Source organism: Streptomyces sp. NPDC018947 (assembly GCF_044390505.1).
GTDB lineage: Bacteria > Actinomycetota > Actinomycetes > Streptomycetales > Streptomycetaceae > Streptomyces.
In genome coordinates this window covers 355588-376282 of the sequence record NZ_JBIRZD010000002.1, presented here as the reverse complement: position 1 = coordinate 376282, position 20695 = coordinate 355588, and the positions used below count along the sequence as shown (strand labels likewise).

General features: G+C 72.8%; 21 protein-coding genes. 8 read left to right on the top strand and 13 right to left on the bottom strand.

The window, feature by feature from the left end; translation table 11 throughout:
* Positions 1-27: 27 nt before the first annotated feature.
* Together ACH499_RS06320 and ACH499_RS06315 are read right to left on the bottom strand one after the other, a co-directional pair.
* A complete protein-coding gene (locus ACH499_RS06320; RefSeq protein WP_356204911.1) occupies positions 28-408 on the bottom strand; it encodes an antibiotic biosynthesis monooxygenase in 381 nt (126 codons plus the stop codon).
* A gap of 334 nt (positions 409-742) precedes the next feature.
* On the bottom strand, positions 743-1279 hold the full coding sequence (locus tag ACH499_RS06315; protein WP_399014085.1) for a GNAT family N-acetyltransferase: 537 nt from the start codon (positions 1277-1279) through the stop codon (positions 743-745).
* A gap of 135 nt (positions 1280-1414) precedes the next feature.
* On the opposite strand from ACH499_RS06315, the gene ACH499_RS06310 reads away from it, so the two are divergent.
* Together ACH499_RS06310 and ACH499_RS06305 are read left to right on the top strand one after the other, a co-directional pair.
* Positions 1415-1852: a hypothetical protein gene (locus tag ACH499_RS06310; protein ID WP_399014084.1), complete on the top strand. Its 438-nt coding sequence runs from the start codon at positions 1415-1417 to the stop codon at positions 1850-1852.
* A gap of 62 nt (positions 1853-1914) precedes the next feature.
* Positions 1915-2817, top strand: coding sequence for an aminoglycoside phosphotransferase family protein (locus tag ACH499_RS06305; RefSeq protein ID WP_399014083.1), 903 nt, complete (start codon positions 1915-1917; stop codon positions 2815-2817).
* A 47-nt stretch (positions 2818-2864) separates the two neighbouring features.
* Here ACH499_RS06305 and ACH499_RS06300 read toward each other — a convergent pair whose 3' ends face one another.
* The 5 genes from ACH499_RS06300 to ACH499_RS06280 form a co-directional block, all read right to left on the bottom strand.
* Entirely contained in the window at positions 2865-3437 is a 573-nt protein-coding gene (locus ACH499_RS06300; RefSeq protein WP_356204831.1) for an antibiotic biosynthesis monooxygenase, read from the bottom strand.
* 158 nt (positions 3438-3595) lie between these two features.
* The gene (locus ACH499_RS06295; protein WP_399014082.1) at positions 3596-3907 is read right to left on the bottom strand and encodes a sulfurtransferase TusA family protein; all 312 of its coding nucleotides are present in this window, start codon (positions 3905-3907) and stop codon (positions 3596-3598) included.
* Positions 3904-5163 (bottom strand): MFS transporter, encoded by a 1260-nt coding sequence (locus ACH499_RS06290; protein WP_399014081.1) that lies wholly within the window; start codon positions 5161-5163, stop codon positions 3904-3906. The genes ACH499_RS06295 and ACH499_RS06290 overlap by 4 nt, the downstream gene beginning before the upstream one ends.
* Positions 5164-5254: 91 nt before the next feature.
* Positions 5255-5458 carry a hypothetical protein gene (locus ACH499_RS06285; protein WP_399014080.1) on the bottom strand — a complete coding sequence of 68 codons (204 nt, stop codon included), beginning with the start codon at positions 5456-5458 and terminating at the stop codon, positions 5255-5257.
* Positions 5455-6132: an ArsR/SmtB family transcription factor gene (locus ACH499_RS06280; protein WP_399014079.1), complete on the bottom strand. Its 678-nt coding sequence runs from the start codon at positions 6130-6132 to the stop codon at positions 5455-5457. Before ACH499_RS06280 ends, ACH499_RS06285 begins: the two co-directional genes overlap by 4 nt.
* 46 nt (positions 6133-6178) lie before the next feature.
* Between ACH499_RS06280 and ACH499_RS06275 the strand changes: the two genes are divergently transcribed.
* Genes ACH499_RS06275 through ACH499_RS06265 form a run of 3 tightly spaced genes read left to right on the top strand, consistent with a single transcriptional unit; the run spans position 6179 to position 11210 of the window.
* Positions 6179-7594, top strand: coding sequence for a rhodanese-like domain-containing protein (locus ACH499_RS06275; protein ID WP_399014078.1), 1416 nt, complete (start codon positions 6179-6181; stop codon positions 7592-7594).
* Positions 7591-8892 carry an MFS transporter gene (locus ACH499_RS06270; RefSeq protein ID WP_399014077.1) on the top strand — a complete coding sequence of 434 codons (1302 nt, stop codon included), beginning with the start codon at positions 7591-7593 and terminating at the stop codon, positions 8890-8892. Before ACH499_RS06275 ends, ACH499_RS06270 begins: the two co-directional genes overlap by 4 nt.
* A 59-nt stretch (positions 8893-8951) precedes the next feature.
* Entirely contained in the window at positions 8952-11210 is a 2259-nt protein-coding gene (locus ACH499_RS06265; RefSeq protein ID WP_399014076.1) for an ATP-binding protein, read from the top strand.
* A 45-nt stretch (positions 11211-11255) separates the two neighbouring features.
* On the opposite strand, the gene ACH499_RS06260 is transcribed toward ACH499_RS06265, so the two are convergent.
* Together ACH499_RS06260 and ACH499_RS06255 are read right to left on the bottom strand one after the other, a co-directional pair.
* Positions 11256-12251 (bottom strand): alpha/beta hydrolase, encoded by a 996-nt coding sequence (locus ACH499_RS06260; RefSeq protein WP_399014075.1) that lies wholly within the window; start codon positions 12249-12251, stop codon positions 11256-11258.
* Positions 12248-13327 (bottom strand): helix-turn-helix domain-containing protein, encoded by a 1080-nt coding sequence (locus tag ACH499_RS06255; RefSeq protein ID WP_399014073.1) that lies wholly within the window; start codon positions 13325-13327, stop codon positions 12248-12250. Before ACH499_RS06255 ends, ACH499_RS06260 begins: the two co-directional genes overlap by 4 nt.
* 278 nt (positions 13328-13605) lie before the next feature.
* On the opposite strand from ACH499_RS06255, the gene ACH499_RS06250 reads away from it, so the two are divergent.
* Positions 13606-14442, top strand: a complete 837-nt coding sequence (locus ACH499_RS06250) for an alpha/beta hydrolase (protein WP_356204908.1) — start codon at positions 13606-13608, stop codon at positions 14440-14442.
* A 73-nt stretch (positions 14443-14515) separates the two neighbouring features.
* The gene (locus ACH499_RS06245) at positions 14516-15367 is read left to right on the top strand and encodes an NmrA/HSCARG family protein (RefSeq protein ID WP_399014072.1); all 852 of its coding nucleotides are present in this window, start codon (positions 14516-14518) and stop codon (positions 15365-15367) included.
* A 39-nt stretch (positions 15368-15406) separates the two neighbouring features.
* Here the strand turns inward: ACH499_RS06245 and ACH499_RS06240 are convergent, their stop codons facing one another.
* The 4 genes from ACH499_RS06240 to ACH499_RS06225 all read right to left on the bottom strand — a co-directional run bounded on the left by ACH499_RS06240 (position 15407) and on the right by ACH499_RS06225 (position 19343).
* Positions 15407-16144, bottom strand: coding sequence for a YoaK family protein (locus tag ACH499_RS06240; RefSeq protein WP_399014071.1), 738 nt, complete (start codon positions 16142-16144; stop codon positions 15407-15409).
* Positions 16125-16658 (bottom strand): DoxX family protein, encoded by a 534-nt coding sequence (locus tag ACH499_RS06235; RefSeq protein WP_356204811.1) that lies wholly within the window; start codon positions 16656-16658, stop codon positions 16125-16127. Before ACH499_RS06235 ends, ACH499_RS06240 begins: the two co-directional genes overlap by 20 nt.
* Before the next feature lie 50 nt (positions 16659-16708).
* Entirely contained in the window at positions 16709-17371 is a 663-nt protein-coding gene (locus ACH499_RS06230) for a hydrolase (RefSeq protein ID WP_399014070.1), read from the bottom strand.
* A gap of 91 nt (positions 17372-17462) precedes the next feature.
* The gene (locus ACH499_RS06225; RefSeq protein WP_399014320.1) at positions 17463-19343 is read right to left on the bottom strand and encodes an amidohydrolase; all 1881 of its coding nucleotides are present in this window, start codon (positions 19341-19343) and stop codon (positions 17463-17465) included.
* Between the two features lie 354 nt (positions 19344-19697).
* On the opposite strand from ACH499_RS06225, the gene ACH499_RS06220 reads away from it, so the two are divergent.
* Entirely contained in the window at positions 19698-20669 is a 972-nt protein-coding gene (locus ACH499_RS06220) for an alpha/beta hydrolase (protein WP_356204807.1), read from the top strand.
* Positions 20670-20695: the final 26 nt, after the last annotated feature.

Below are 20695 nucleotides of genomic sequence, written 5' to 3'. Positions count from 1 at the left end.
CTACCAGGTGTGGCTCCAGCCCAGAGGTCAGCCCGCCGTCGGGCTCCGCGGGACGCGCGTGCGCGTGAACCCGTGGCTCCGCTCCACTTTCGCCACGTGCAGCGTGTAGCTCTCGTACCACTCCGCGCGCCCGCGCTTCTGCGCCGCCCGGTGCTCGGTGTTGCTCCGCCACTCCGCGAGGGCCTCGGCGTCACGGAAGTACCCGACGGTGATGCCGAGCCCGCCAGGAGTCTGCGCGTGGTCCATCCCCAGGAACCCGGGGACGTCTTTCACCAGCTCTTCCATGCGTGCGTTGGTCTCGCTGTAGCCGCTCTGGTCCGGGGTACGCACCGTAGTGAACACAGCCACGTAGTAGGGGGGTTCATACGCCCCGACGGGCGCGACAGGCGCTTCCGAGTGATCGCTCATGGCGTCACCGTAAGGCGGGATGCGCCCGACGAGCCAGCGTCTCGCCGTGAGGTCGATGACACGGTCGGGGACGGACCTGGCCGCCCGGCCGACGCACTTGGGCAGGGCGCCGGTGAGTTCGCTCAGTGCCTCCCCCTTCTCGGCACTGTCACGAACGCCCATCCTCGAGAAGGTCCGGGCAACTCCCTCAGGGGAGCCGGCGAATCAGGGACAGGACGTAGGACGTGACATGGGCGACCGGGGTTCACTTCTGGGCCCCAGTCACCACCATGACGCGGGGGCGGGGGCAACCGCCCGCCGACCGCGCGGTTCAAGGGAACTGCCCGGCACAGGCTCAGGCGGAGGGTGCGACGGGGGACCACTCGCCGAACCACTGCTCGGCGCCGTAGGCCTCGAAGCGCTCCACCTCGAGGAAACCCAGCTTCGCCGCGAGGCGCATCGAGCGGACGTTGGCCGTCTGAGTGGCGAGTACGACTGGTTCGCCGGGAAGGGCGCCGGCGAACCAGTCGAGTGCCGCCCCGCACGCCTCGGCGGCATACCCGTGTCCCCACGCCCGCGGCAGGAACAGATAGCCGAGCTCGGCCCTCCCGGCGGCCTGACGCAGGTGCCCGGTTCCCTTGGTGAGCGTGATCCGGCCGATCATCGCTCCGTCGAGATCGACGACGAACAGGCCGGGGCGCCGGCCGGGCGCCCCGGGCATCGCGCGTTCGAGTTCGTCCCGCGGCCGGGCGCCTCCGAGGTAGGCGCCCACCTCCGGAGAGGCCAGCAACTCGACGGTCGCCGCGCGATCCCGGGCCTCGGGTTCGCGGAGTACCAGCCTCTCGGTCCTGATCGGGGCGGGTGGCCAGACGACGGGTCCGAGATCGGTCATGCAGGTCAGCCAACCAGCGGGCTCGGCGGTGATCAAGACGCACTGCTCGTCTTCCTGGAACGGCCCGGACTGGAGCCCTTCGGGATCGGCCTGGTGCTGTCGGGGATGGGCTGCGGTGTCTTGTGCGGTGCGCTGATGGCCACCACCGTCGCGCAGCGGGTCGGGCAGGGCCGGGTCATCTGGCTCGCGCCGCTGGTCACTTGTCCTGCGTCGGCCCTGATGCCGCTCGCTCGACCGGGGTGGCCCGTGTGGGCGGCCGCCGTGGGACTGGCGGCTCTCTCCCTGGGCGCAGTCGTCCGCGTGGTCGCTCAGTCGAGCTACCAGCAGTCCCTCACCCCGGACGGGTTGCTGGGCCGGATGAACGCGACAGCCCGTTTCATCGCCAGGACGGGCATTCCCCTCGGCGGGCTCCTCGGCGGGGCCCTGGGCTCATCCTTCGGAGCGACGGGCACCCTGTGGGTCGGCGCGGCCGGCATGACGCTGAGCTCCCTGCCCGTCCCCCTCTCCCCACTGCGGACGGCGCGCCCGGCTCCCACGGCGGGCCGGGTGCGACGGGGTCGTCGAACGACATGACTCCCTCCGGCGAGACGGCTCGGAGGCGAGCGGCTTCGCCGGACCCGGTACCGTGGCCGCGTATGACCGACTCCGACATCGAGATCACCGCGGATCTGGTCCGCGAGCTGTTGCGGGAGCAGCATCCGGACCTCGCAGGTCTGGCCGTCCGCGAGGTGGCGGGCGGGTGGGACAACCAACAGTGGCGGCTGGGGGAGGAGTTGGCCGTGCGCATGCCGCGTACGGAACGTGCGCCCGATCTCCAGCGCAAGGAGTGCCGATGGCTTCCCGTCCTGGCCCCGCGCCTGCCGCTCCCCGTCCCGACCCCCGTACGGACCGGTGAACCGTCCGCACGCTTCCCCAAGCCCTGGACCGTCATGACCTGGGTCCCCGGCGAGCCACTGGACCACACCTCGATCAGCCGCGGCGACCACGCGGCCGATGCCCTGGCCGGCTTCCTCAACGCGCTTCATGCGGTGGCGCCGGACGACGCGCCGGCCGGTTCGGACCGCGGCGCTCGTCCCGGCACGTACGCCGACGGCTTCGACCACCTCTTCCGCACCGTCGCGCCCGTCGGCATCGCCGACGGACTGCGGGCCGTGTGGGACGACGCCGTCGCGGCCCCCGGGTGGGAGGGGCCGCCGCTGTGGGTGCACGGCGACCTCCACCCCGCGAACGTCGTCGTCTCGGACGGCACACTGTCCGGCGTGATCGACTTCGGTGACCTGTTCGCCGGCGATCCGGCATGGGACCTCGCCGCCGCCTGGGTGGTCCTTCCCGAGGGCGCCGCGCCACGGTTCTTCGACGTCTACGAGCATGCGGACGAGGCGACGATCCGGCGCGCCCGCGGGCTGGCCGTCCTGAAGAGCCTGTTCCTCATGCTGATGGGCCGCAACGGCGACGAGGGCCTTCCCGGGGGCAAGCCGGCGTGGGGGCCCGCCGGCCGTGCGGCGCTCGACCGCGTTCTGCGAGGCGGACCGACGTAGGCACGCGGCGCCCTGCCCGGAACCGGTCCTCGTCACCGGCGGGCCCTCTACGAGGTGAGCCAGCGGCGCAGGAGCCTGCTCACGGCGGGCATCGACACGTACGTCATGAGCACGTTGAAGACGCAGGCCACGACCGCGCTGCTGAGCAGGAGGGGGAGCGCGGTCAGGCGGGGCACCAGGAAGATGCCGCCGAGGACGGAGATGGGGTAGATCGCCACGGTCGCGCTGATCGCCATCTTCCACCGGGGCGGCGCGGGCCGGGTGGAGCCCGGCTTGGCGAACCAGGTCTCCATGCCCGTCAGCTTCCGCCGGGCGATCTCGGTGTGGTGGTGTCCGTCGCAGTGGGCGAACCAGGCCGCGCGCTCGGGCGACTCCTGCCAGGCCCGGCAGGCCTCCGCGTCCCGGAAGCGGTGGACGAGGAACCACGGGGCGTCGCCGCCGGAGGAACGGAAGAGCCCGTATCCGAGGTGACCCGGGAAGGTCGCCGCGGTTTCGAGGATGCCCTTCGCCCACCGCTCGAAGGACGCTTCGTGGCCGGGGTCCACCCGGCGGGCTATCAGAAGGGTCACCTCGCCGGTGTCGGCGGGGACGGTGGCGTGCTCAAGGCTGACCGCGGTCAACTCAGACTCCTCGTGATCTCACCGCGCCCGTCGAACACTGTACGCGTTGCCCGCCGCGGGAGGGCCCCGGCCTGCGGGCCGGGCGCCGGGACGTGAGGAACTCCGGGTTCACGGGGTCGGTGGTGCCGGAGAACTCCTTTCTCTTCGCCGAGACTTGGTCAGTGTTCGGGGTCCACCGCGTGCCAGGGTGCCCCGGCCCGGGTGGGGCGGGCGTCGGCGGCGATCCGCAGTGCGTACACGGGCGCGTCCGCGGCGCCCGCCACGGGGCCCAGGAAGTGGTGGCCGGTCATGTGGCACCAGGCGGGCAGGTCGAGCGGGGCGGCCGGGTCGGTGGCGACGACGTGGACGACGGTGCCCGGGGCGGCACCGCCGATCTCGTCGCGCAGGCGCAGCAGGAGGGTGACGCAGAGCAGGCCGGTGCCGTCGACGGTGATGCCGGGGGCGTGAGTCTCGGAGGCCGTCGGCTTCATCGGCGGTGGGCGGTGGCGGCGACGGCGGGCAGCAGGGCGAGGGAGAGCACGCCGCCGGTGAGGGCGAGGACGGGGTAGCTGGTGGCGGCGACCATGATGCCGGAGGCCATGCCGCCGGTGGCGCCGGCGAGGGCGATGGAGACGTCGACCGTGCCCTGGGTCTTGGCGCGGGTGGCCAGCGGGACGGTGTCGGTGATGATCGCCGTACCGGAGACGAGGCCGAAGTTCCAGCCCAGTCCCAGCAGCGCGAGGGCGAGCGCGAGAAGGGCGACGGAGTCGCCGGGAGCCGCGGCCGCGAGGACGCCGGCGGCGAGCAGGGTGATGCCGGATGCGGCGGCCACCTTCATGCGGCCGTGGCGGTCGACGAGCCAGCCCGTGAGCGGGGAGGGCAGATACATGGCGCCGATGTGGATCGCGATGACGAGGCCGGAGGCGGCGGTGCCGTGGCCGTGGTCGTGCATGTGGACCGGCGTCATCGTCATGACGGCGACCATCACGAGCTGGGTGAGGACCATGACCAGCGCACCGAGCACGACGCCGCCGCGGCCCTCGCCCGTGTCGACGCTCTCGGCGGCCGGGCCGGTGGCGGCGGCTTCCTCGGCCCGCGCGAGGGTACGGGCCAGGAGCAGCGGGTCGGGGCGCAGCCACAGGGCGAGGACGAGTGCGGCCAGGGCGTAGGCGGCACCGGAGAGGATGAAGGGCCCGGCGAGGTCGGGGATGCCGAGGTGTTCGGCGAAGGTGCCGGTGGGGGCGGCGAGGTTGGGGCCGGCGACGCCGCCGAGGGTGGTGGCGACCAGGACGGTGGAGACGGCCCGCGCGCGGTGGCCGGGTGCGGCGAGGTCGGCTCCGGCGTAGCGGGCCTGGAGGTTGGTGGCGGTGCCCGCGCCGTAGACGAACAGGGCGACGAACAGCAGAACGGGGTTGTCCAGGACGGCGGCGACGATGACGCCGGCCGAGCCGACGGCGCCGGTGAGGTAGCCGGCCGCGAGACCGGGGCGGCGGCCGCGGCTCTGGGAGATGCGGCCGACCGCGACGGCGGCGAGCGCGGACCCGGCGGTGAACAGGGCACTGGGCAGCCCGGCGAGGCTGGTGGTGCCGAGCATGTCCTGGGCGAGGAGGGCGCCGACGGTGACGCCCGCCGCGAGCCCCGCTCCGCTGAGGACCTGGGAGGCGACCAGGACGCGCAGGATGCGGCGCTGTGCCTGCTCGGGGTCGGATATGCGGGCCGTCGTGCCGGCCGGTGCGGTGCTGGTCATGGTGCCTTCCGGAGCAGGGGGACAGGGCGTGGTGGCGTACGGGTCCGGGCACGGCTCGGCCGGACGTCGGCCGGTGCGCGCGGGTGATGAGTCAGTCGGCGTCGGCGGCCCGGGAGGGGTCGGCGATCAGGTCGTCGGCGTCTTCACGGCCGGTGGAGAGGCAGGACGTGCCGTCGCCGATGCCGCGCCCGGGCGGGTACGACCCCGTCGTACCGGCCGTGCGCGGGCCGATGGTGGTGACCGGTCCGCCGGCCGGCCCCGGGGGTGGCGGCAGAGCGCCGGCCGGGCCCGTCACGTCACGTCCGAGGCGTCGACGGGCAGTTCCGACAGGCGCCACTCCAGCATGCCGTCGTTGAGACGGACCGCCCGCCGCCCGCGGTCGGTCAGCAGCCGCACGGCGTCGTAGGCCAGAACGCAGTACGCGCCGCGGCAGTAGACGACGATCTCCACGCCCTCGGACAGCTCGTCGATGCGCTCGGCGAGCTCCTCGACCGGGATGGAGATCGCTCCGGGGATGTGTCCGGCCTCGTACTCCTCCACCGGCCGCACGTCGAGGACGACGACGTCGCCGGCCTCCACGCGACGGCGCAGCTCCTCGCGGGTGACTTCCGTGCCGGCGTCCTCCCCGAGGTAGGCGTCGCGGGCGGTCGGGACCGCGTCCTGGTGACTCTCGGCGACCTTGCGCAGCAGCGCGAAGAGCCGGGCGACGTCCTCGCCGGCGAGCCGGTAGTGGATGCGCACGCCGTCACGGCGGGTGGCGACGAAGCCGGCCCGCTTGAGGGTCTGCAGATGCGCCGACGCGGTGGTCAGATTCAGCCCGGCCGCCTTCGCGAGCGCGTCGACGGTGCGCTCGCCCTGGGCCAGCAGATCAAGCAGCTCCAGACGCTTTCCGCTGGCCAGGGCCTTGCCGCTGGCCGCGAACGCGTCGTACAGCCGCGCCTTCGTCCCGCTCTTCGTGCTCTCCGACAAGGCATCCTCCATAAATCCATGGATTAGTGTAGAGGAGTCGGGGGCTGTGACCCACCCCTTCACTCCCGAGATCCTGGAGGCCGTCGTGGGCTTCGCGGACGATCACCTCATCCCGCTCGTCGACGAGGGGCTGGGCAACAGCGCCTACCTGCTCGATCTCGGCGACGGGCGCGCCCTGGCCGTGGACGCCGGCCGGGACCTGCGCGCCCTGAACGCTGCGGCGCTGCGGCGCGGACTGCGCGTCGCGTTCGCCGCGGACACGCATCTGCACGCCGACTTCCTCTCCGGCGCCGTCCAGCTCGGCCACGACACCGGAGCGGTGATCCTCGCCTCCGCGGCCGGACGGCGCGCCTTCCCGCACCGGGGCCTGGTGGACGGCGACGACGTCGACCTGGGCGGGCTGACGCTGCGGGCGCTCGCCACCCCCGGGCACACGGACGAGCACCTGTCGTTCCTGCTGCTGGACGGCGGCCAGGAGCTGGGGGTGTTCACCGGCGGATCGCTGATCGTGAACTCCGCCGCCCGCACCGACCTCCTCGGCGCCGGCCGCGCCGAGGAACTCGCCCGGGCCCAGTACCGGTCCCTGCGCCGGCTGGCCGAACTGCCCGACACCACCGCGGTGTGGCCCACCCACGGTGCCGGTTCCTTCTGCACCGCCCCTCCCGGTACCGAGCGGACCACCACCATCCGCGCCCAGAAGCGGGCCAACCCGCTGCTGGCCGTGCCCGACGAGGACACCTTCGTCTCCCGTCTGACGGCCGGCCTCGGCAGCCACCCCGCCTACTTCGACCGCCTCGGCGAGCTCAACAGGCGCGGACCCGCGGTGCTGACCCGGGACCCGGTGCTGCCCGCCCTGCCCCCGCGGCGGGTCCGGGGCCTGATCGCCGACGGCGGCCACGTCGTCGACGTCCGGCCGGCGGCCGACTACGCCGCCGGTCACATCCCCGGCTCCCTGTCCATCCCGCTGCGCGACCAGTTCGCCACGTGGCTCGGCTGGCTCCTGCCCGACACCGCCCCCGTGGCCTTCGTCACGGGTGAGGACCAGGACCCGAGCGAGATCGTCTGGCAGGCCTACAAGATCGGGTACGAGCGCCTCGCAGGCCGTCTCGACGGCGGCATGGACGCCTGGCGCGCCGACGGCAACCCCCAGGCCGCCACCGCGTTCCTCACCGCCGACCGTGCCGCGGGCCGCCCCTACCTCGACGTGAGGCAGGAGGCGGAGTTCGCCGCCGGCCACGTCCCGGGCGCCCGGCACCTGGAACTCGGCGGACTCGCCGCCGCTGCCGCCGACGCTCCACCCGGCGCGGTCGTGGCCTGCGGACACGGCGAGCGCGCCATGACCGCCGCCAGCCTCCTGGAACGCGCCGGCCGCACCGACGTCGCCGTCCTCCGCGGCGGGCCCGACGACTACGCCGCCGCGCGAGGGCTGCGGCTCGTGCGGGGCACGGAGGGCACCGCGTGAACCCCACCCCTGCCGCCGCCACGGCGACCGGTGCCGTCGGACGGCCGGTGCGGCTCGGTCTGCGGGAGAACTGGCCGCAGTTCACGCTGCTGGTCGTCGTCAACGTCTGCGTCGGCGGCCTGGTCGGCCTGGAACGCACCACCGTCCCGCTCATCGGCTCCGAGTCGTTCGGCCTGACGAGCGACCTGGCCGTCTTCTCCTTCATCATCGCCTTCGGCCTCGCCAAGGCCCTGACCAACCTCGCGGCCGGAGCGCTCACCTCCCGGTTCCGCCGCAAGCAGTTGCTGGTGGCGGGCTGGCTGCTCGGCGTCCCCGTCCCCTTCGCGCTCGCCTGGGCACCTTCCTGGGGCTGGATCGTCGCCGCCAACGTGCTGCTCGGCCTGAATCAGGGCCTGACCTGGTCGATGACCGTCAACATGAAGATCGACCTCGTCGGCCCCTCCCGCCGCGGTCTGGCCACCGGCCTGAACGAGGCCGCCGGATACACCGCGGTCGGCGTCACCGCCCTGCTCACCGGTTACCTTGCCACCCATTACGGTCTGCGCCCCGTCCCCGAACTCATCGGCGCCGTCTTCGTCGCCGCCGGCCTCGCCCTGGCCCTGGTGGTCCGTGACACCGCCGCCCACGTCGCCCTCGAACTCGCCCGTCACGGCGTGCCGGTGCCCACCGGCGAGGACACCGGCCTGAAGGCCACCTTCACACGGACCTCGTGGCGCGACCGCTCCCTGCGCGGCGCCAGCCAGGCCGGACTGATCAACAACCTCAACGACGGTCTCACCTGGGGCGTCTTCCCCCTGCTGTTCACCGACCACGGCCTCGGCCTGGCCGCTGTCGGCCTGATCAAGGGCCTCTACCCGATCCTCTGGGGCCTGGGCCAGATACCCACCGGCCATCTCGCCGACCGCATCGGCCGCAAGCCGCTCATCGTCCACGGCATGCTCGTCCAGGCCGCGGGCTTCGCGCTCGCCCTCGTCCTGCTGGACCGGCCGCTGCTCGCCGGGATCCTGTCCGCCGTCGCCCTCGGCCTGGGCACGGCCATGGTCTACCCGGCGCTCATCGCGTCCATCTCCGACCACGCCCACCCGGCCTGGCGGGCCAACGCGCTCGGGACCTACCGGTTCTGGCGGGACATCGGCTACGCGGCCGGCGCCCTGCTGGCCGGCATCCTCGCCGACGCGCTGGGCCTCAACGCCACCGTCCTCGCCGCCGCCGTCCTCACCGCGGCCTCCGGACTCCTCGCCGCCCGCTGGATCACCGAGCACCGCCCCGACGCCCGGAAAGTCGACAAGTCGATGTGAATGACCGGTGACCGTGAAGGAGGCGGATACTCTTCGGTGCGGGGAGAACAGGGGAGTACATGTCAGGGCAGAAGCCGTTCGGGGCCGTTTTGCGTGGTCTGCGGCAGCAGGGTCGCTTGACCATGGAGGAGCTGGCCGACGCGTCGGGTGTCAGCGTCCGTGCCATCGGCGACATGGAGCGGGGACGCAGCCGGGTACCGCAGCGCCGTACGGTCGTGGCGCTGGCGGAGGGGCTGAAACTCGCGGAGCCGGAACGGGAGGCGCTGCTCGCCGCCGCACGGTCCGGGCGTCCGACGCGTGCCGCGGCGGTCGCCGGGACCGCGGTGCCGCCGCGGTCGGTGGGCGACTTCACGGGGCGCGGCCCCGAACTCGCCCGCCTGCGGGAAGCGGCGGAAGCGGCGGACGCCGGCGGGGGCATGCGGGTCTCGGTCGTCTCGGGCCCCCCGGGGTGCGGGAAGACGACGCTGGCGCTGAAGGCGGCGGCGGATCTGGCGGAGATGTTCCCCGACGGGTGCTTCGTCGTGGACCTGCACGGAGTCGACGGCCCCGTGGACACGGCCGAACCGCTGCTGAAGCTGCTGAAGGCCCTGGGGGTGACGGACCGCCGGCTGGCGCAGGAGGACGCGGCCGGGCGCGCGGGGCTGCTGAGGGCGCTGCTGGGCGAGCGACGGTGCCTGGTGGTGCTGGACAACGCGCGCGACGAGCGCCAGGTACGTCCGTTGCTGCCCGCGGGCGCGCGGAGCCTGGTGCTGGTCACCAGCCGGAGGCCGTTGACGGGCCTGGAGGACGTCGACCGGCTGACGCTGTCGGAGCTGGCGCAGGACGAGGCGGTCGAACTGCTGCGCCGCATCCTGGGCACGGACCGGGCGGACGCGGAACCGGAAGCGGTCGCCCGGGTGGCGGAACTGTGCGGACGTCTGCCGCTGGCCCTGCGCGTGGCGGGGAACTGGCTGACGGTGCGGTCCGGATGGCGTGTCGACCACCTGGTCCGGCGCCTGGCCGACGAGGAGCGCCGTCTGGGCGCCCTGGCCGCGGGCGATGTGCGGGTGGAGGCGGCGTTCGAGCTGTCCTACCGGGAGCTGAGCGGCCAGGCCGCACGGATGCTGCGGCTGCTGAGCCTGGTCCCGGGGCCGGACATGACCGCCGCGTACGGCGCCGCGCTGACCGGGACCGGGGTCTTCGAGGCCGAGGACGTCATGGAGGAACTGGTCGAGGCCGGACTCCTGCAGGCCGCCTTCACCGGCCGTTACCAACTGCACGACCTGCTGCGGCTGTTCGCCCGCGCGCGGCTCTCCCAGGAGGAGGAACCGGGCCCGCGGGAAGCGGCAGAGGACCGACTGCGTGCCTGGCTGCTGGACACGGCCGTGATCGCCGGCCGCTGGTACAAGCCCCGGTACGGGGCGCCGCCGCCCTCCTGGCGGGGCCTGGTCGCCCTGGACGACGCGGAGCAGGCCCGGTCCTGGCTGCAGAGCGAGGCCCCCGCCTGGCGCGCGGCACTGCTCAGCGCCGCAGACAAGGGGGAGCACACACGGGTCGTCGAGACCGCGGACGCCATGGAGTGGTTCTGCGACCTGTGGGTCTTCTGGGGGCACTGGTCCGAGGTCTACGACCTCTCCAGTCGGGCCGCTGCCGCGCTCGACGACCCCGGCCTGCGGGCCTTCCACCTCAACATGCACTCCTGGGCCCTGATCGAGTGCGACCACAGATACCGGGAGGCCGTCGAACGGGCCGACGAAGGCCTGCGGTGCGCCCGCCTGGCCGGCAACGTCCCCCAGCAGGCCTCGGCCCTGTCGCACGCGGCGGTCGCGCACCGCAAACTCGGTGAGGCACAGGCGGCCGTCGACAAGGCCCGGGCCGCCGTCGACCTGTACGAGGAGGCCGACGACTGCGAGGGCTGGCTGGGGGCCATGGTCACCTACGGTTCCTCCCTGCGCTTCCTCGGCAGCGCCGACGAGGCGCAGGTCCAGCACAGGCGCATCATCGCCTTTCTCGACGCGCCGGACCGCCCGGTCAGCGCACACGTCGCCGACATGACCCGCGCGCACACGACCTACGCACTCGGTCTCGACCACATCGCCCTCGAACGGTGGACCGAGGCCGCCGGCCACCACCGCGATGCCGTGGCCCAGTTCCGCCGCCTCGGCATGCCCCACATGGAGGGGGGCGCGCTCGTGGGCCTGGGCGAGGCCCTGAGCGAGCTGGGAGCGGGCGCGGAAGCCCGGTCCTGCTTCCGTCAGGCCCTCGACCTCGGCGACGCGGCCGACGGCGTGGTCCTGACGAAGGCGCAGAAGCTCCTGGACTCGCTCCCGGCCGAGTGAGGAACGCCCCCCCGGCGGGGAGGCGGCGCGGGCCGCGGGCGAGGGTCACCGGGGATGCCGGTGGAGCGCGACGTGGACGGTGTCCAGGGCCTGGACGAGCGCCGCCCGGGCGGCAGCCGTGTCGCACAGCGGGTCGAGCACCATGAAGTCGTGGATGGTCCCGTGGTACCGCATGGAGACCACGGCGACGCCGGCCGCGCGGAGCTTCGCGGCATAGGCCTCGCCCTCGTCGCGCACCACGTCGGCCTCGCTGGTCACCACCAGCGCCGGGGGGAGCCCGGTGAGCTGCTCCACCGTCGCCCGCAGCGGTGACGCGGTGGCCGTGCTCCGCTGCCGCACATCGGGCAGGTACTGGTCCCAGAACCAGCGCATGGCCTCGCGGCCGACGAAATACCCCTCGGCGAACTCACGGTACGAAGGGGTGTCGAAGTCGGCGTCGGTGACCGGGCAGAGCAGCACCTGGTGCAGCAGCCGCACGCCGCCGCGCTCCTTGGCGAGCAAGGTGAGCGCCGCGACCAGGTTGCCGCCGGCCGAGTCGCCCACGGCGGCCATCCGGCTGCCGTCCAGACCGATCTCCCCTCCTCGCTCGCAGATCCATCTCGCCGCCGCGTAGCACTGCTCGACGGCGACCGGGTACCGCGCCTCCGGGGCACGCTGGTACTCGACGAAGACGACGGCCGCGTCCGCGCCGAGGGCGAACGCGCGCACCAGGCGCTCGTGCGTGCCGGCATCGCCCAGGACCCAGCCCAGCCCGTGCAGGAAGAGCACGACAGGGATCCTGCCGGCGCTGTCGGCGGGCCTGACCACCTGCACCCGTACGTGACCGGTCGGCCCGCCCGGCAGGGTGAACCACTGTGCGGAGGTGGCTTCCTCGTCGAGAGGGCCGGCGCCGCTCCCCACCTGGAGGCGGGCCAGCTCCAGCCTGGCCTGTCGCGGGTCCGGGGCGTGCGCCGACCGCGGGCAGGAGTACCTGTCCACGAACGCTCGCGTGGACTCGTTCAGGACCGTACGGGGGCCGGGCTCGGGGACAAACTCGCTCACACCGTCTCCAGCCGGGAAGGCAGGGCGGTACGGAGCGGGACGGCGGTGCGGGACACCGGGTACCTCTCGGTCACCGCCGACGACCGCACGGACGGATCGGCCGGGAGCCGCCCGCCCCGGTCCTGGGCGGTGCGCAGGCTCCGCCACTCACGGGGGGAGACGCCGTAGGCGGCGCGGAAGGCACGGCTGAAGTGGGCGGGACTGACGAAACCCCACCGCTGGGCCACCGAGGAGACAGTGGGCGCCGTCCCGGCACGGCGGGCCAGTTCCCGGCTGCACTCCTCAAGACGCCGTCGCTGGATGAGCCGGGCCACGGTGACGTGCTCGCCCTCGAACAGCCGGTGCAGATACCGGACCGAGATCCGGAACGTCCGGGCGATGCTCTCCGGCGACAGACCCGGGTCGCCCAGGTTCCGGTCGATGTGCTCGCGGACCCGGAGCAGCAGGTGGCTGCGCGCGGTGTCCGGGGCGTCGCCGCCGGGGTGGGCCCGCTCGGCGATCAGAGTGGCGAACAGGTCCACGACGTTGCCGGCCAGCCGGTTGGCGACGCCCGCGGGGTAGCTGTCGGCCGAGGAGGCGAGGGTGGCCAGGAAGGGGAGCAGCATCGCGCCGAAGCCGTCCCCCGTGCCGATGGCATCCCCCGTCACCCGGCGGATGTCGGCGTCCGACACGCCCAGCGCGCGGCGCGGCAGTTGGAAGACGTGCGCGGCGAAACGCCCCGGATAGTCGAAGGAGTAGGGCCGTGTCGTGTCGTACACGACGAGGTCTCCCTCGTGCACCTGAGTCCGCCGGCCGTCCTGGACGAAGGTGGCCGTGCCGGATATCTGGACCCCGACCGCCATCAGCGCCTCGGAGGACCGGGAGATCAGCGCCGGAGTGCGGCTGACGCGTTCCGCGTCGGCCTCCAGGGTGGACACCTGGAGATACGCGAGGCGGTGGGCGGTGATCCGGCCGTCGAAGGGACCGTCGTCGCGCGGGGCGACCGTCATCGGTACCAGCGTCCTGCTCACCACCTCGTTCCAGTACGCGACCTTGTCCTGGTCGGGTACGGAAGCGGTCGTCAGCACCAGGCTCAAGTTGCTCTCCGCTCAGGGGAATGTCCGAAGGCTGCGTGGGACGGAAACGGAACGGACCGCCGTGTCTTCGGCGAGGTCCGGTTGCCGCCCGCGAGAACAGCCAAGCAGCGGACGGCCGGTGATCCCAGGCAGAACCGCAGGCAGAAACTTCCGCCGCCCGCGCCCGGCTCGACCTCGGGCACGTGCGGGCAAGGAGCGGTACGTTCGTGGACAAACAGGGCGGAACATCGCGTCCTAGCGTGGTGCGGCACCGACCGTTCGAGACGAAGGAAAAGACCTTGCCGTACATCACCGTGGGCCAGGAGAACTCCACCACCATCGACCTCTACTACGAGGACCACGGATCCGGACAGCCCGTCGTCCTCATCCACGGCTTCCCGCTGGACGGCGGCTCCTGGGAGCGGCAGACCGCCGCCCTGCTCGACGCCGGCCACCGCGTGATCACCTACGACCGCCGCGGTTTCGGCAGGTCCAGCCGGCCGACGACCGGGTACGACTACGACACCTTCGCGGCCGACCTGAACACCGTCATGGAGACCCTCGACCTGCACGACGCCGTCCTGGTCGGGTTCTCCATGGGCACCGGTGAGGTCGCCCGGTACCTCTCGGCCCACGGCTCCGCCCGGGTGGCCAAGGCCGCCTTCCTCGCCTCGCTGGAACCCTGCCTGCTCAAGAGCGAGGACAACCCCGACGGGGTCGCCCCGCGGGAGTTCTTCGACGGCGTGGCGGCGGCCGTGAAGGCGGACCGCTACGCGTACTACACCGCCTTCTACGAGGACTTCTACAACCTGGACGAGAACCTGGGCACCAGGATCAGTGAGGAGGCCGTCCGCAAGAGCTGGAACGTCGCCGCGGGCGGCGGCTTCTTCGCCGCCGCCGCCGCGCCGTCGACCTGGCCCACGGACTTCAGGGCCGACATCCCCGCCATCGACGTACCGGCCCTCATCCTGCACGGCACGGCCGACAGGATCCTGCCGGTCGAGGGAACCGCGAGGCTCTTCCGCAAGGCCCTCCCGTCCGCCGACTACGTCGAGGTCGAGGGCGCCCCGCACGGGCTGCTGTGGACCCACGCGGAGGAGGTCAACGCCGCGCTGCTCACCTTCCTGAAGAAGTGACGCCGCATCACAGGCCCACAGCACGCTGTGGGCCTGTGATGATCAATGCACCACTGGAGAAGAGGAGACTTCGATGTCCGACGCACCCGTACTGGTACTCGCGGCCACCGGCGGCCAGGGCAGAGCCGTGACGGAGGCGCTGCTGCGACGCCGCGCCCGGATCCGGGTGCTGGTCCGTGACCCCGACCGCAAAGACGCGCGCGAACTGGCGGACCGGGGAGCGGAGGTGGTGGCGGGCTCGCTGAGCGACGACGGCTCCCTCGCCACGGCCATGAGGGGGGTGGCGAGCGTCTTCGCGTTCACCACCCCCTTCGAGGCGGGGCTGGAGGCGGAAGTGGGCCAGGGGCGGGCGATCCTGTCCGCCGCCACGCGGGAGCGCGTCCCGCACCTCGTGTTCAGCTCCGTGGCGGGAGCCGACCAGGACAGCGGAGTGCCCCACTTCGAGAGCAAGGCCCGCATCGAGGCCGACCTGGCCTCCGGCGACGTGCCGTACACGATCCTCGGGCCGACGTACTTCTTCGACAACGCGCTGGGCGGACGCGACCGCGTCCTCGGCGGCTTCCTCGACCTGCCGCTGCCCCCCGACCGGCCGTTGCAGCAGCTCGCCCGCGCCGACCTCGGAGCGTTCGCGGCGGAAGTGATGCTCGACCCCGCCGACTACATCGGGCAGCGCATCGAGCTGGCCGGCGACGCTCCCACTCCGGCGCAGATGGCGGCGTCGCTGAGCAGGGCGCTGGGACGGGAAGTCCGCCACGCGCAAGCCCCACTGGCGGCGATCGGCAATCCCGACATGCACGCGATGTGGACGTTCCTCAACGGCCCCGGCTACCGCGTCGACATCCCCGCGCTGCACGAGGCGCACCCGGAGATCGCGTGGACCCGCTTCGCCGACTGGGCCGAGCACACCTGGACCGGCACGCGCTGAGCCGTCCGCCCGGGCGCCGCCGGCCGCCTGCGTCCGGTCTCACGAACCCGGCCTGATCCAGGCGGGGTCGGAGGCCGACAGGCGGTGGGCGGCCGCCGACGTCACCACCAGCAGCAGCAGCGACAGACCCAGAACGAACAGCAGCTCGGCGTGTCCCAGGAGCAGGGCGCCCGCGAGGGCCCCGAGGAACATGGCGAGGACGGAGAGGACGCGCCGGCCGGGCCGGGGAGCCGCCCCGCCGGCCGGGGACGAGTCCGCGGCCAGTCCCGTCAGGGTCAGCGTCAGCACCGTCGTGGTCAGGTCCGGGACCCCGAGACGTCGCGCCACCGCGTTCTGGATCCCCATCGCGATGCCGAGCAGCACGATCAGGAGGTAGCGCACCGGGCCGGTCACCTCGCCGTGCGCGACCGCCACCGCGATCACCGTCCCGGTGACGAGCAGGGCCTGGACGGCGGTCGCCGTGGCCAGCAGCCGGCCGCGGTGTGCCGCGAACCGGGTGCCGAACCGTCCTCCCGCCAGTGCCCCGACGAGGAACGACACCATCGACACGAGGGACGCGGGCGCGGACAGACCGGGCGCGCCCGCCAGGGCGAAGCCCAGGAAGACCACGTTGCCGGTCATGTTGGCGACGAAGACCCGCCCGAGCGCCAGGTAGCTCACGGCATCGATGAGGCCCGTCACCACCGTGAGCACCAGCATCAGCGGCGGCAGCGGCCCGTGCCGGTCGTCCTTCGGCGGGACGAGGGTCCGGGCGGCGTCAGTCAGCAGCGTGCGCATGCCGCGTCCTTCCTTTCGTCGTGTCACCGGCGGCGGGGCGCCGCAGCACCGTGCGGGTGACCAGTCCACTGGCCGGGCCGAGAACGACCGCCGCGAGCGAGACCCACAGCGGCCAGGGCACCGTCCCGAGGACGTGGTCGAGCGACCAACGGCCCGGTCCGGTGAGGGCGAGGGCAGCGGCGACGGCGACGAGGACCAGCGGGTACTCGTAGCCGTCGTTCTGGACCCAGAGCCCCTTGTGCCACTTGACGGTGCCGGCCACCGTCATCACTCCCATGGCGGCCGTCGCCGCCAGCGGAGTGAGCAGGCCGGCCGCCAGGAACAGGCCGGAACCGATCTGGCCGGCCCCGGCGGCGACGGCGGTCAGTCTCCCACCGCGGAAGCCGTCACGGCGGAACTCCTCCGCCCCGCCGGCCAGCCCGTCACCCCCCAGCCGGAAACTGACCTTCTGCACTCCGTGCCCGGCGACGAGGAGTCCCACCACCAGCCGGAGCACCAACAATCCGTTGTCCATCGCGTTCGTCTGCCTGTTCCTGACGTCCGTCGTCGATCGTGAGGAGCCGGTCAGCCGGCGGCGTGCTCGCCGATGAAGGCCTGGGCGTAGACGACGCCGAGACCGTAGGTGCCGGAGTTCTCCTTCACGACGTCCATGACCGGCAGGTACGTCTCCGTACGCGCCCAGTCGCGCTGGAGCTCGAGGAGCACCTGCACCCAGGTCACCGGCACCACACCGGCCTGGACCATCCGCTGGACGGCGTGCTCGTGGGCCTGGGGGCTGACACCGCCGGACGCGTCGGTGACGACGTAGACCTCGTAGCCCTGGGCGAGCGCGGACAGCGCGGGCAGGACGACGCAGACCTCGGTCCACAGGCCGGCGATGACCAGCTTCTCGCGGCCGGTCGCCTTGACGGCCTCGACGAAGGCCTCGTCCTCCCAGGCGTTCATCGTGGTGCGGTCGATGATCTTTTGGCCGGGGAAGACGTCCGCGAGCTGCGGCATGAGCGGACCGGAGAAGGACTCGGCGGCCACGGTGCTCAGGACCGTGGGAACGTCGAAGACCTTGGCGGCCTTCGCGAGGCCCACCGTCGCGTTGATGATCGCGGTGCGGTCGCCGCTGCCGGTGCCGAAGAACATCTGCGGCTGGTGGTCCACGAACAGCACCGCGCAGTTGTCGGGCGTCAGCAGGTCGGGGCCGGGGGCAGCGGTGACCTCGGAGATGTTGACCATGAGAATGCCTTTCCATCGAGGGTTGTCGGTCGCGGACGGTCGTCCGCGACCGGGAGAGAAGGTGTTGGGGCCGGGTGGTGGTGTGCCTGGCTCAGAGGGAGAAGCAGGGATCGAAGACCGGGCCGGCGGTCTCGGGAACGAGGCCCCGGCGGGCGCGCCACCGGCGGTGCTGTTCCGACTCGGCGGCGGCCTCGCCGAGGAGCTCGGCCTGGCGGACTCCCGACCTGCCCTGCACCGGGTTCGCCTGGTAGCCGCCGAAGTGTGCCACCGGGCTCCACTCCGGGGTCACCGGAGGCAGCAGCTCGTCGATGCCCTCGTACTCGCCGGCGGCGTAGACGATCCGGCCGCCGACGACCGTCAGCAGGGCCTCGATGTGCGCGATCTCCGGGTCGGGAACCGTGAAGTAGTCCTCCGACAGCACGGTGAGGTCCGCGAGGAAGCCCGGGCGCAGGACGCCCTTGAGGTCCTGCTCACCGGTGAGCGCGGCACCGGCCGCGGTGAACATCCCCAGTGCTGTTTCCCGGTCGACCCGGTTGTGCGGCGGGTGGAGGGTCAGGTCGCCGACCGTACGGCCGGTGACCAGCCAGTGCAGCGCGATCCACGGGTTGTACGAGGAGACCCGGGTGGCGTCGGTGCCGGCGCCCACGGTCAGGCCCCGGCCCAGCATCGCCCGGATGGGCGGGGCGTCGGCGGCGGCTCCGATCCCGTAGCGGCGTACGAACGCCTCGCCCTGGAAGGACAGCCGGTTCTGCACCGACATGGCCCCGCCGAGGGCGACGATGCGGTCGAGGCTGTCGGCGGACACGGTCTCCGCGTGGTCGAACAGCCATCGGTTCCCGCCGGGGAAGAGTCCCTCCGCGGCGAGTTTCTCGAACACGGCCAGGTCGCGGCGGATGGTCTCGTCATAGGTGGCGTGCAGGCGGAAGCCCCAGCCGTTCTCCATGAGGAGGCGTACCGCCTTCTCGAACTCCACCTCGTAGTCGGGCGTGTGTTCGGGGCGCGGCTCGGCGAAGTTCTCGAAGTCCGCCGCCGCCCAGGTGAGGTTCTCGCCGGCGCCGTTGAGGCGCAGCCATGAGTCTCCGTCCTCGGGGCGGACCATGCCGATCCAGCGGGTGAGGTCGTCGATCTCCTGGCCCGCGGTCTGCGGGAACAGGTGGTAGGCGATGCGCAGGGACAGCTCGCCCTCCCTGGCCAGTTCCGTGACCGTCTCGTAGTTGTCGGGGAAGTTCTGGAAGCCGCCCGCCGCGTCGATCGCCGAGGTGAGCCCGAACCGGTTCAGCTCCCGCAGGAAGTGACGGGTGGACGTCTTCCGGTGCTCCTCGTCCAGCACCGGCGCCTTGGCCAGGGTCGAGTAGAGGATCAGGGCGCTCGGGGCCGCCAGCAGCATGCCCGTGGGTTCGCCGTCACGTCCCCGCATGATCTGACCGCCGCGCGGGTCGGGGGTGTCCTTGCCGTAGCCCGCCGCCTTGAGCGCCGCGCGGTTGAGGATCGCGGACTGGTACAGGTGCAGCACGAACACCGGGGTGTCCGGTGCGGCGGCGTTCAGTTCGGCGACGTTGGGCAGCCGCCGCTCGGCGAACTGCTCGGCCGACCAGCCGCCGACCACCCGCACCCACTGGCCCTTGGGCGTGCGGGCCGCCTGCTCCCGCAGCATGGCCAGGGCCTGGCGCAGGCTGCGGACGCCGTCCCAGCGCAGCTCCAGTACGTAGTTGAGGCCGCCGCGGATCACGTGCAGATGCGCGTCGTTGAGGCCGGGGATCATCCTGCGGCCGAGCGCGTCGACCACGCGCGTGGCGGGACCGACCTGGTCGGCCACGTCCTTGTCACCGCCGACCGTGGTGATGACGCCGTCGCGGACGGCGATCGCCTCGGCCTGCGGGAGGCGGGGATCACCGGTATAAATCTTGGCGTTGCGGACAATCAGGTCCGCCGCGTCGTCGGTGGCGCGGGGAATCAGCCCGCCGACCGGCATCGTGGACACCTTTCGACAACCTCCTGCGGGGCGTACAGCATGGGATCTGCGTCAGGGCCGCGCGCTCGAGCCGGAGGGGACATCGGCGAGGTGCACGAAGGGCGTGCCGCGGCTGCTTCGCCGGTCACGCTACGCCGGACGGTCCTGGCCCCGTTTCTGATCGGCGCACGGGAACTTGCCCGTCAGCGCACTGGGCGGCCCGCCGTGCACGCTGGGGTCAGAGCCGGTGCGCAGGTGTGCAAGGACCGCCGTCCCCCGCTCCTAACGTGGCTGTGGACGGCCCGGCGGATCCCCCCTCCGCCGACGGCCGCCGCGCCGGAACCACTGGCACGAACATGAATCCCAGGAGTGCAGATGTCCCACACCTTTGAGCCGGTCGAGCCGGTGCTGGAGCCCGCGGCCGCCGCCTTCGCCGAGGCCACCGCCAACCCGCCCTACCTGTTCGACCTGCCGCCGGCCGAGGGCCGCAAGGCCGTCGACGAGGTGCAGTCCGGCGAGATCGACAAGCCCGTCGTCGACGAGGAGTGGATCACCGTTTCCGGCGGCCCGACGGGCAGCGTGCGCGCCCGCGTCGTCAGGCCCGCCGGGACCGAGGGCCCCCTGCCCGTGATCCTCTACATCCACGGCGCCGGCTGGGTCTTCGGCAACGCCCACACCCACGACCGCCTCGTGCGGGAACTCGCCGTCGGCGCCGGAGCAGCCGTCGTGTTCCCCGAGTACGACCTCTCGCCCGAGGCCCGCTACCCCGTCGCCATCGAGCAGAACTACGCCGTCGCCCGGTGGATCGTCCAGCAGGGCGCCACCAAGGGCCTGGACGGCGCACGGCTGGCGGTGGCCGGCGACTCGGTCGGCGGCAACATGGCCGCCGCACTGACCCTCATGGCCAAGGAACGCGGTGACGTCCCACTGGTCCACCAGGTCCTGTTCTACCCCGTCACCGACGCCGCTTTCGACACCGGCTCCTACCACCAGTTCGCCACCGGGTACTTCCTGCGCCGCGACGGCATGCAGTGGTTCTGGGACCAGTACACGACGGACGAGACGCAGCGCGCCGAGATCACCGCCTCCCCGCTGCGCGCCACCACCGAACAGCTCACCGGCCTCCCCCCGGCCCTGGTCGTCACCGCCGAGGCCGACGTCCTGCGGGACGAGGGCGAAGCCTACGCGGGCAAGCTCCGCCAGGCCGGAGTCCCCGTCACCGCCGTCCGCTACCAGGGCGTCATCCACGACTTCGTCATGCTCAACGCCCTGCGCGAGACCCACGGCGCCGACGCGGCCATCAACCAGGCCGTCACCGTCCTCCGCGGCGCGCTGCACAGCCGCTGACGAGGGGCGCGCCACCCCCTGGTGCC

Coding starts and splice junctions, on each gene's coding strand:
- ACH499_RS06320 (WP_356204911.1), bottom strand. CDS start 408: ATGAGCGATCACTCGGAAGCGCCTGTCGCGCCCGTCGGGGCGTATGAA.
- ACH499_RS06315 (WP_399014085.1), bottom strand. CDS start 1,279: ATGACCGATCTCGGACCCGTCGTCTGGCCACCCGCCCCGATCAGGACC.
- ACH499_RS06310 (WP_399014084.1), top strand. CDS start 1,415: ATGGCCACCACCGTCGCGCAGCGGGTCGGGCAGGGCCGGGTCATCTGG.
- ACH499_RS06305 (WP_399014083.1), top strand. CDS start 1,915: ATGACCGACTCCGACATCGAGATCACCGCGGATCTGGTCCGCGAGCTG.
- ACH499_RS06295 (WP_399014082.1), bottom strand. CDS start 3,907: ATGAAGCCGACGGCCTCCGAGACTCACGCCCCCGGCATCACCGTCGAC.
- ACH499_RS06290 (WP_399014081.1), bottom strand. CDS start 5,163: ATGACCAGCACCGCACCGGCCGGCACGACGGCCCGCATATCCGACCCC.
- ACH499_RS06265 (WP_399014076.1), top strand. CDS start 8,952: ATGTCAGGGCAGAAGCCGTTCGGGGCCGTTTTGCGTGGTCTGCGGCAG.
- ACH499_RS06245 (WP_399014072.1), top strand. CDS start 14,516: ATGTCCGACGCACCCGTACTGGTACTCGCGGCCACCGGCGGCCAGGGC.
- ACH499_RS06240 (WP_399014071.1), bottom strand. CDS start 16,144: ATGCGCACGCTGCTGACTGACGCCGCCCGGACCCTCGTCCCGCCGAAG.
- ACH499_RS06235 (WP_356204811.1), bottom strand. CDS start 16,658: ATGGACAACGGATTGTTGGTGCTCCGGCTGGTGGTGGGACTCCTCGTC.
- ACH499_RS06230 (WP_399014070.1), bottom strand. CDS start 17,371: ATGGTCAACATCTCCGAGGTCACCGCTGCCCCCGGCCCCGACCTGCTG.
- ACH499_RS06225 (WP_399014320.1), bottom strand. CDS start 19,343: ATGCCGGTCGGCGGGCTGATTCCCCGCGCCACCGACGACGCGGCGGAC.
- ACH499_RS06220 (WP_356204807.1), top strand. CDS start 19,698: ATGTCCCACACCTTTGAGCCGGTCGAGCCGGTGCTGGAGCCCGCGGCC.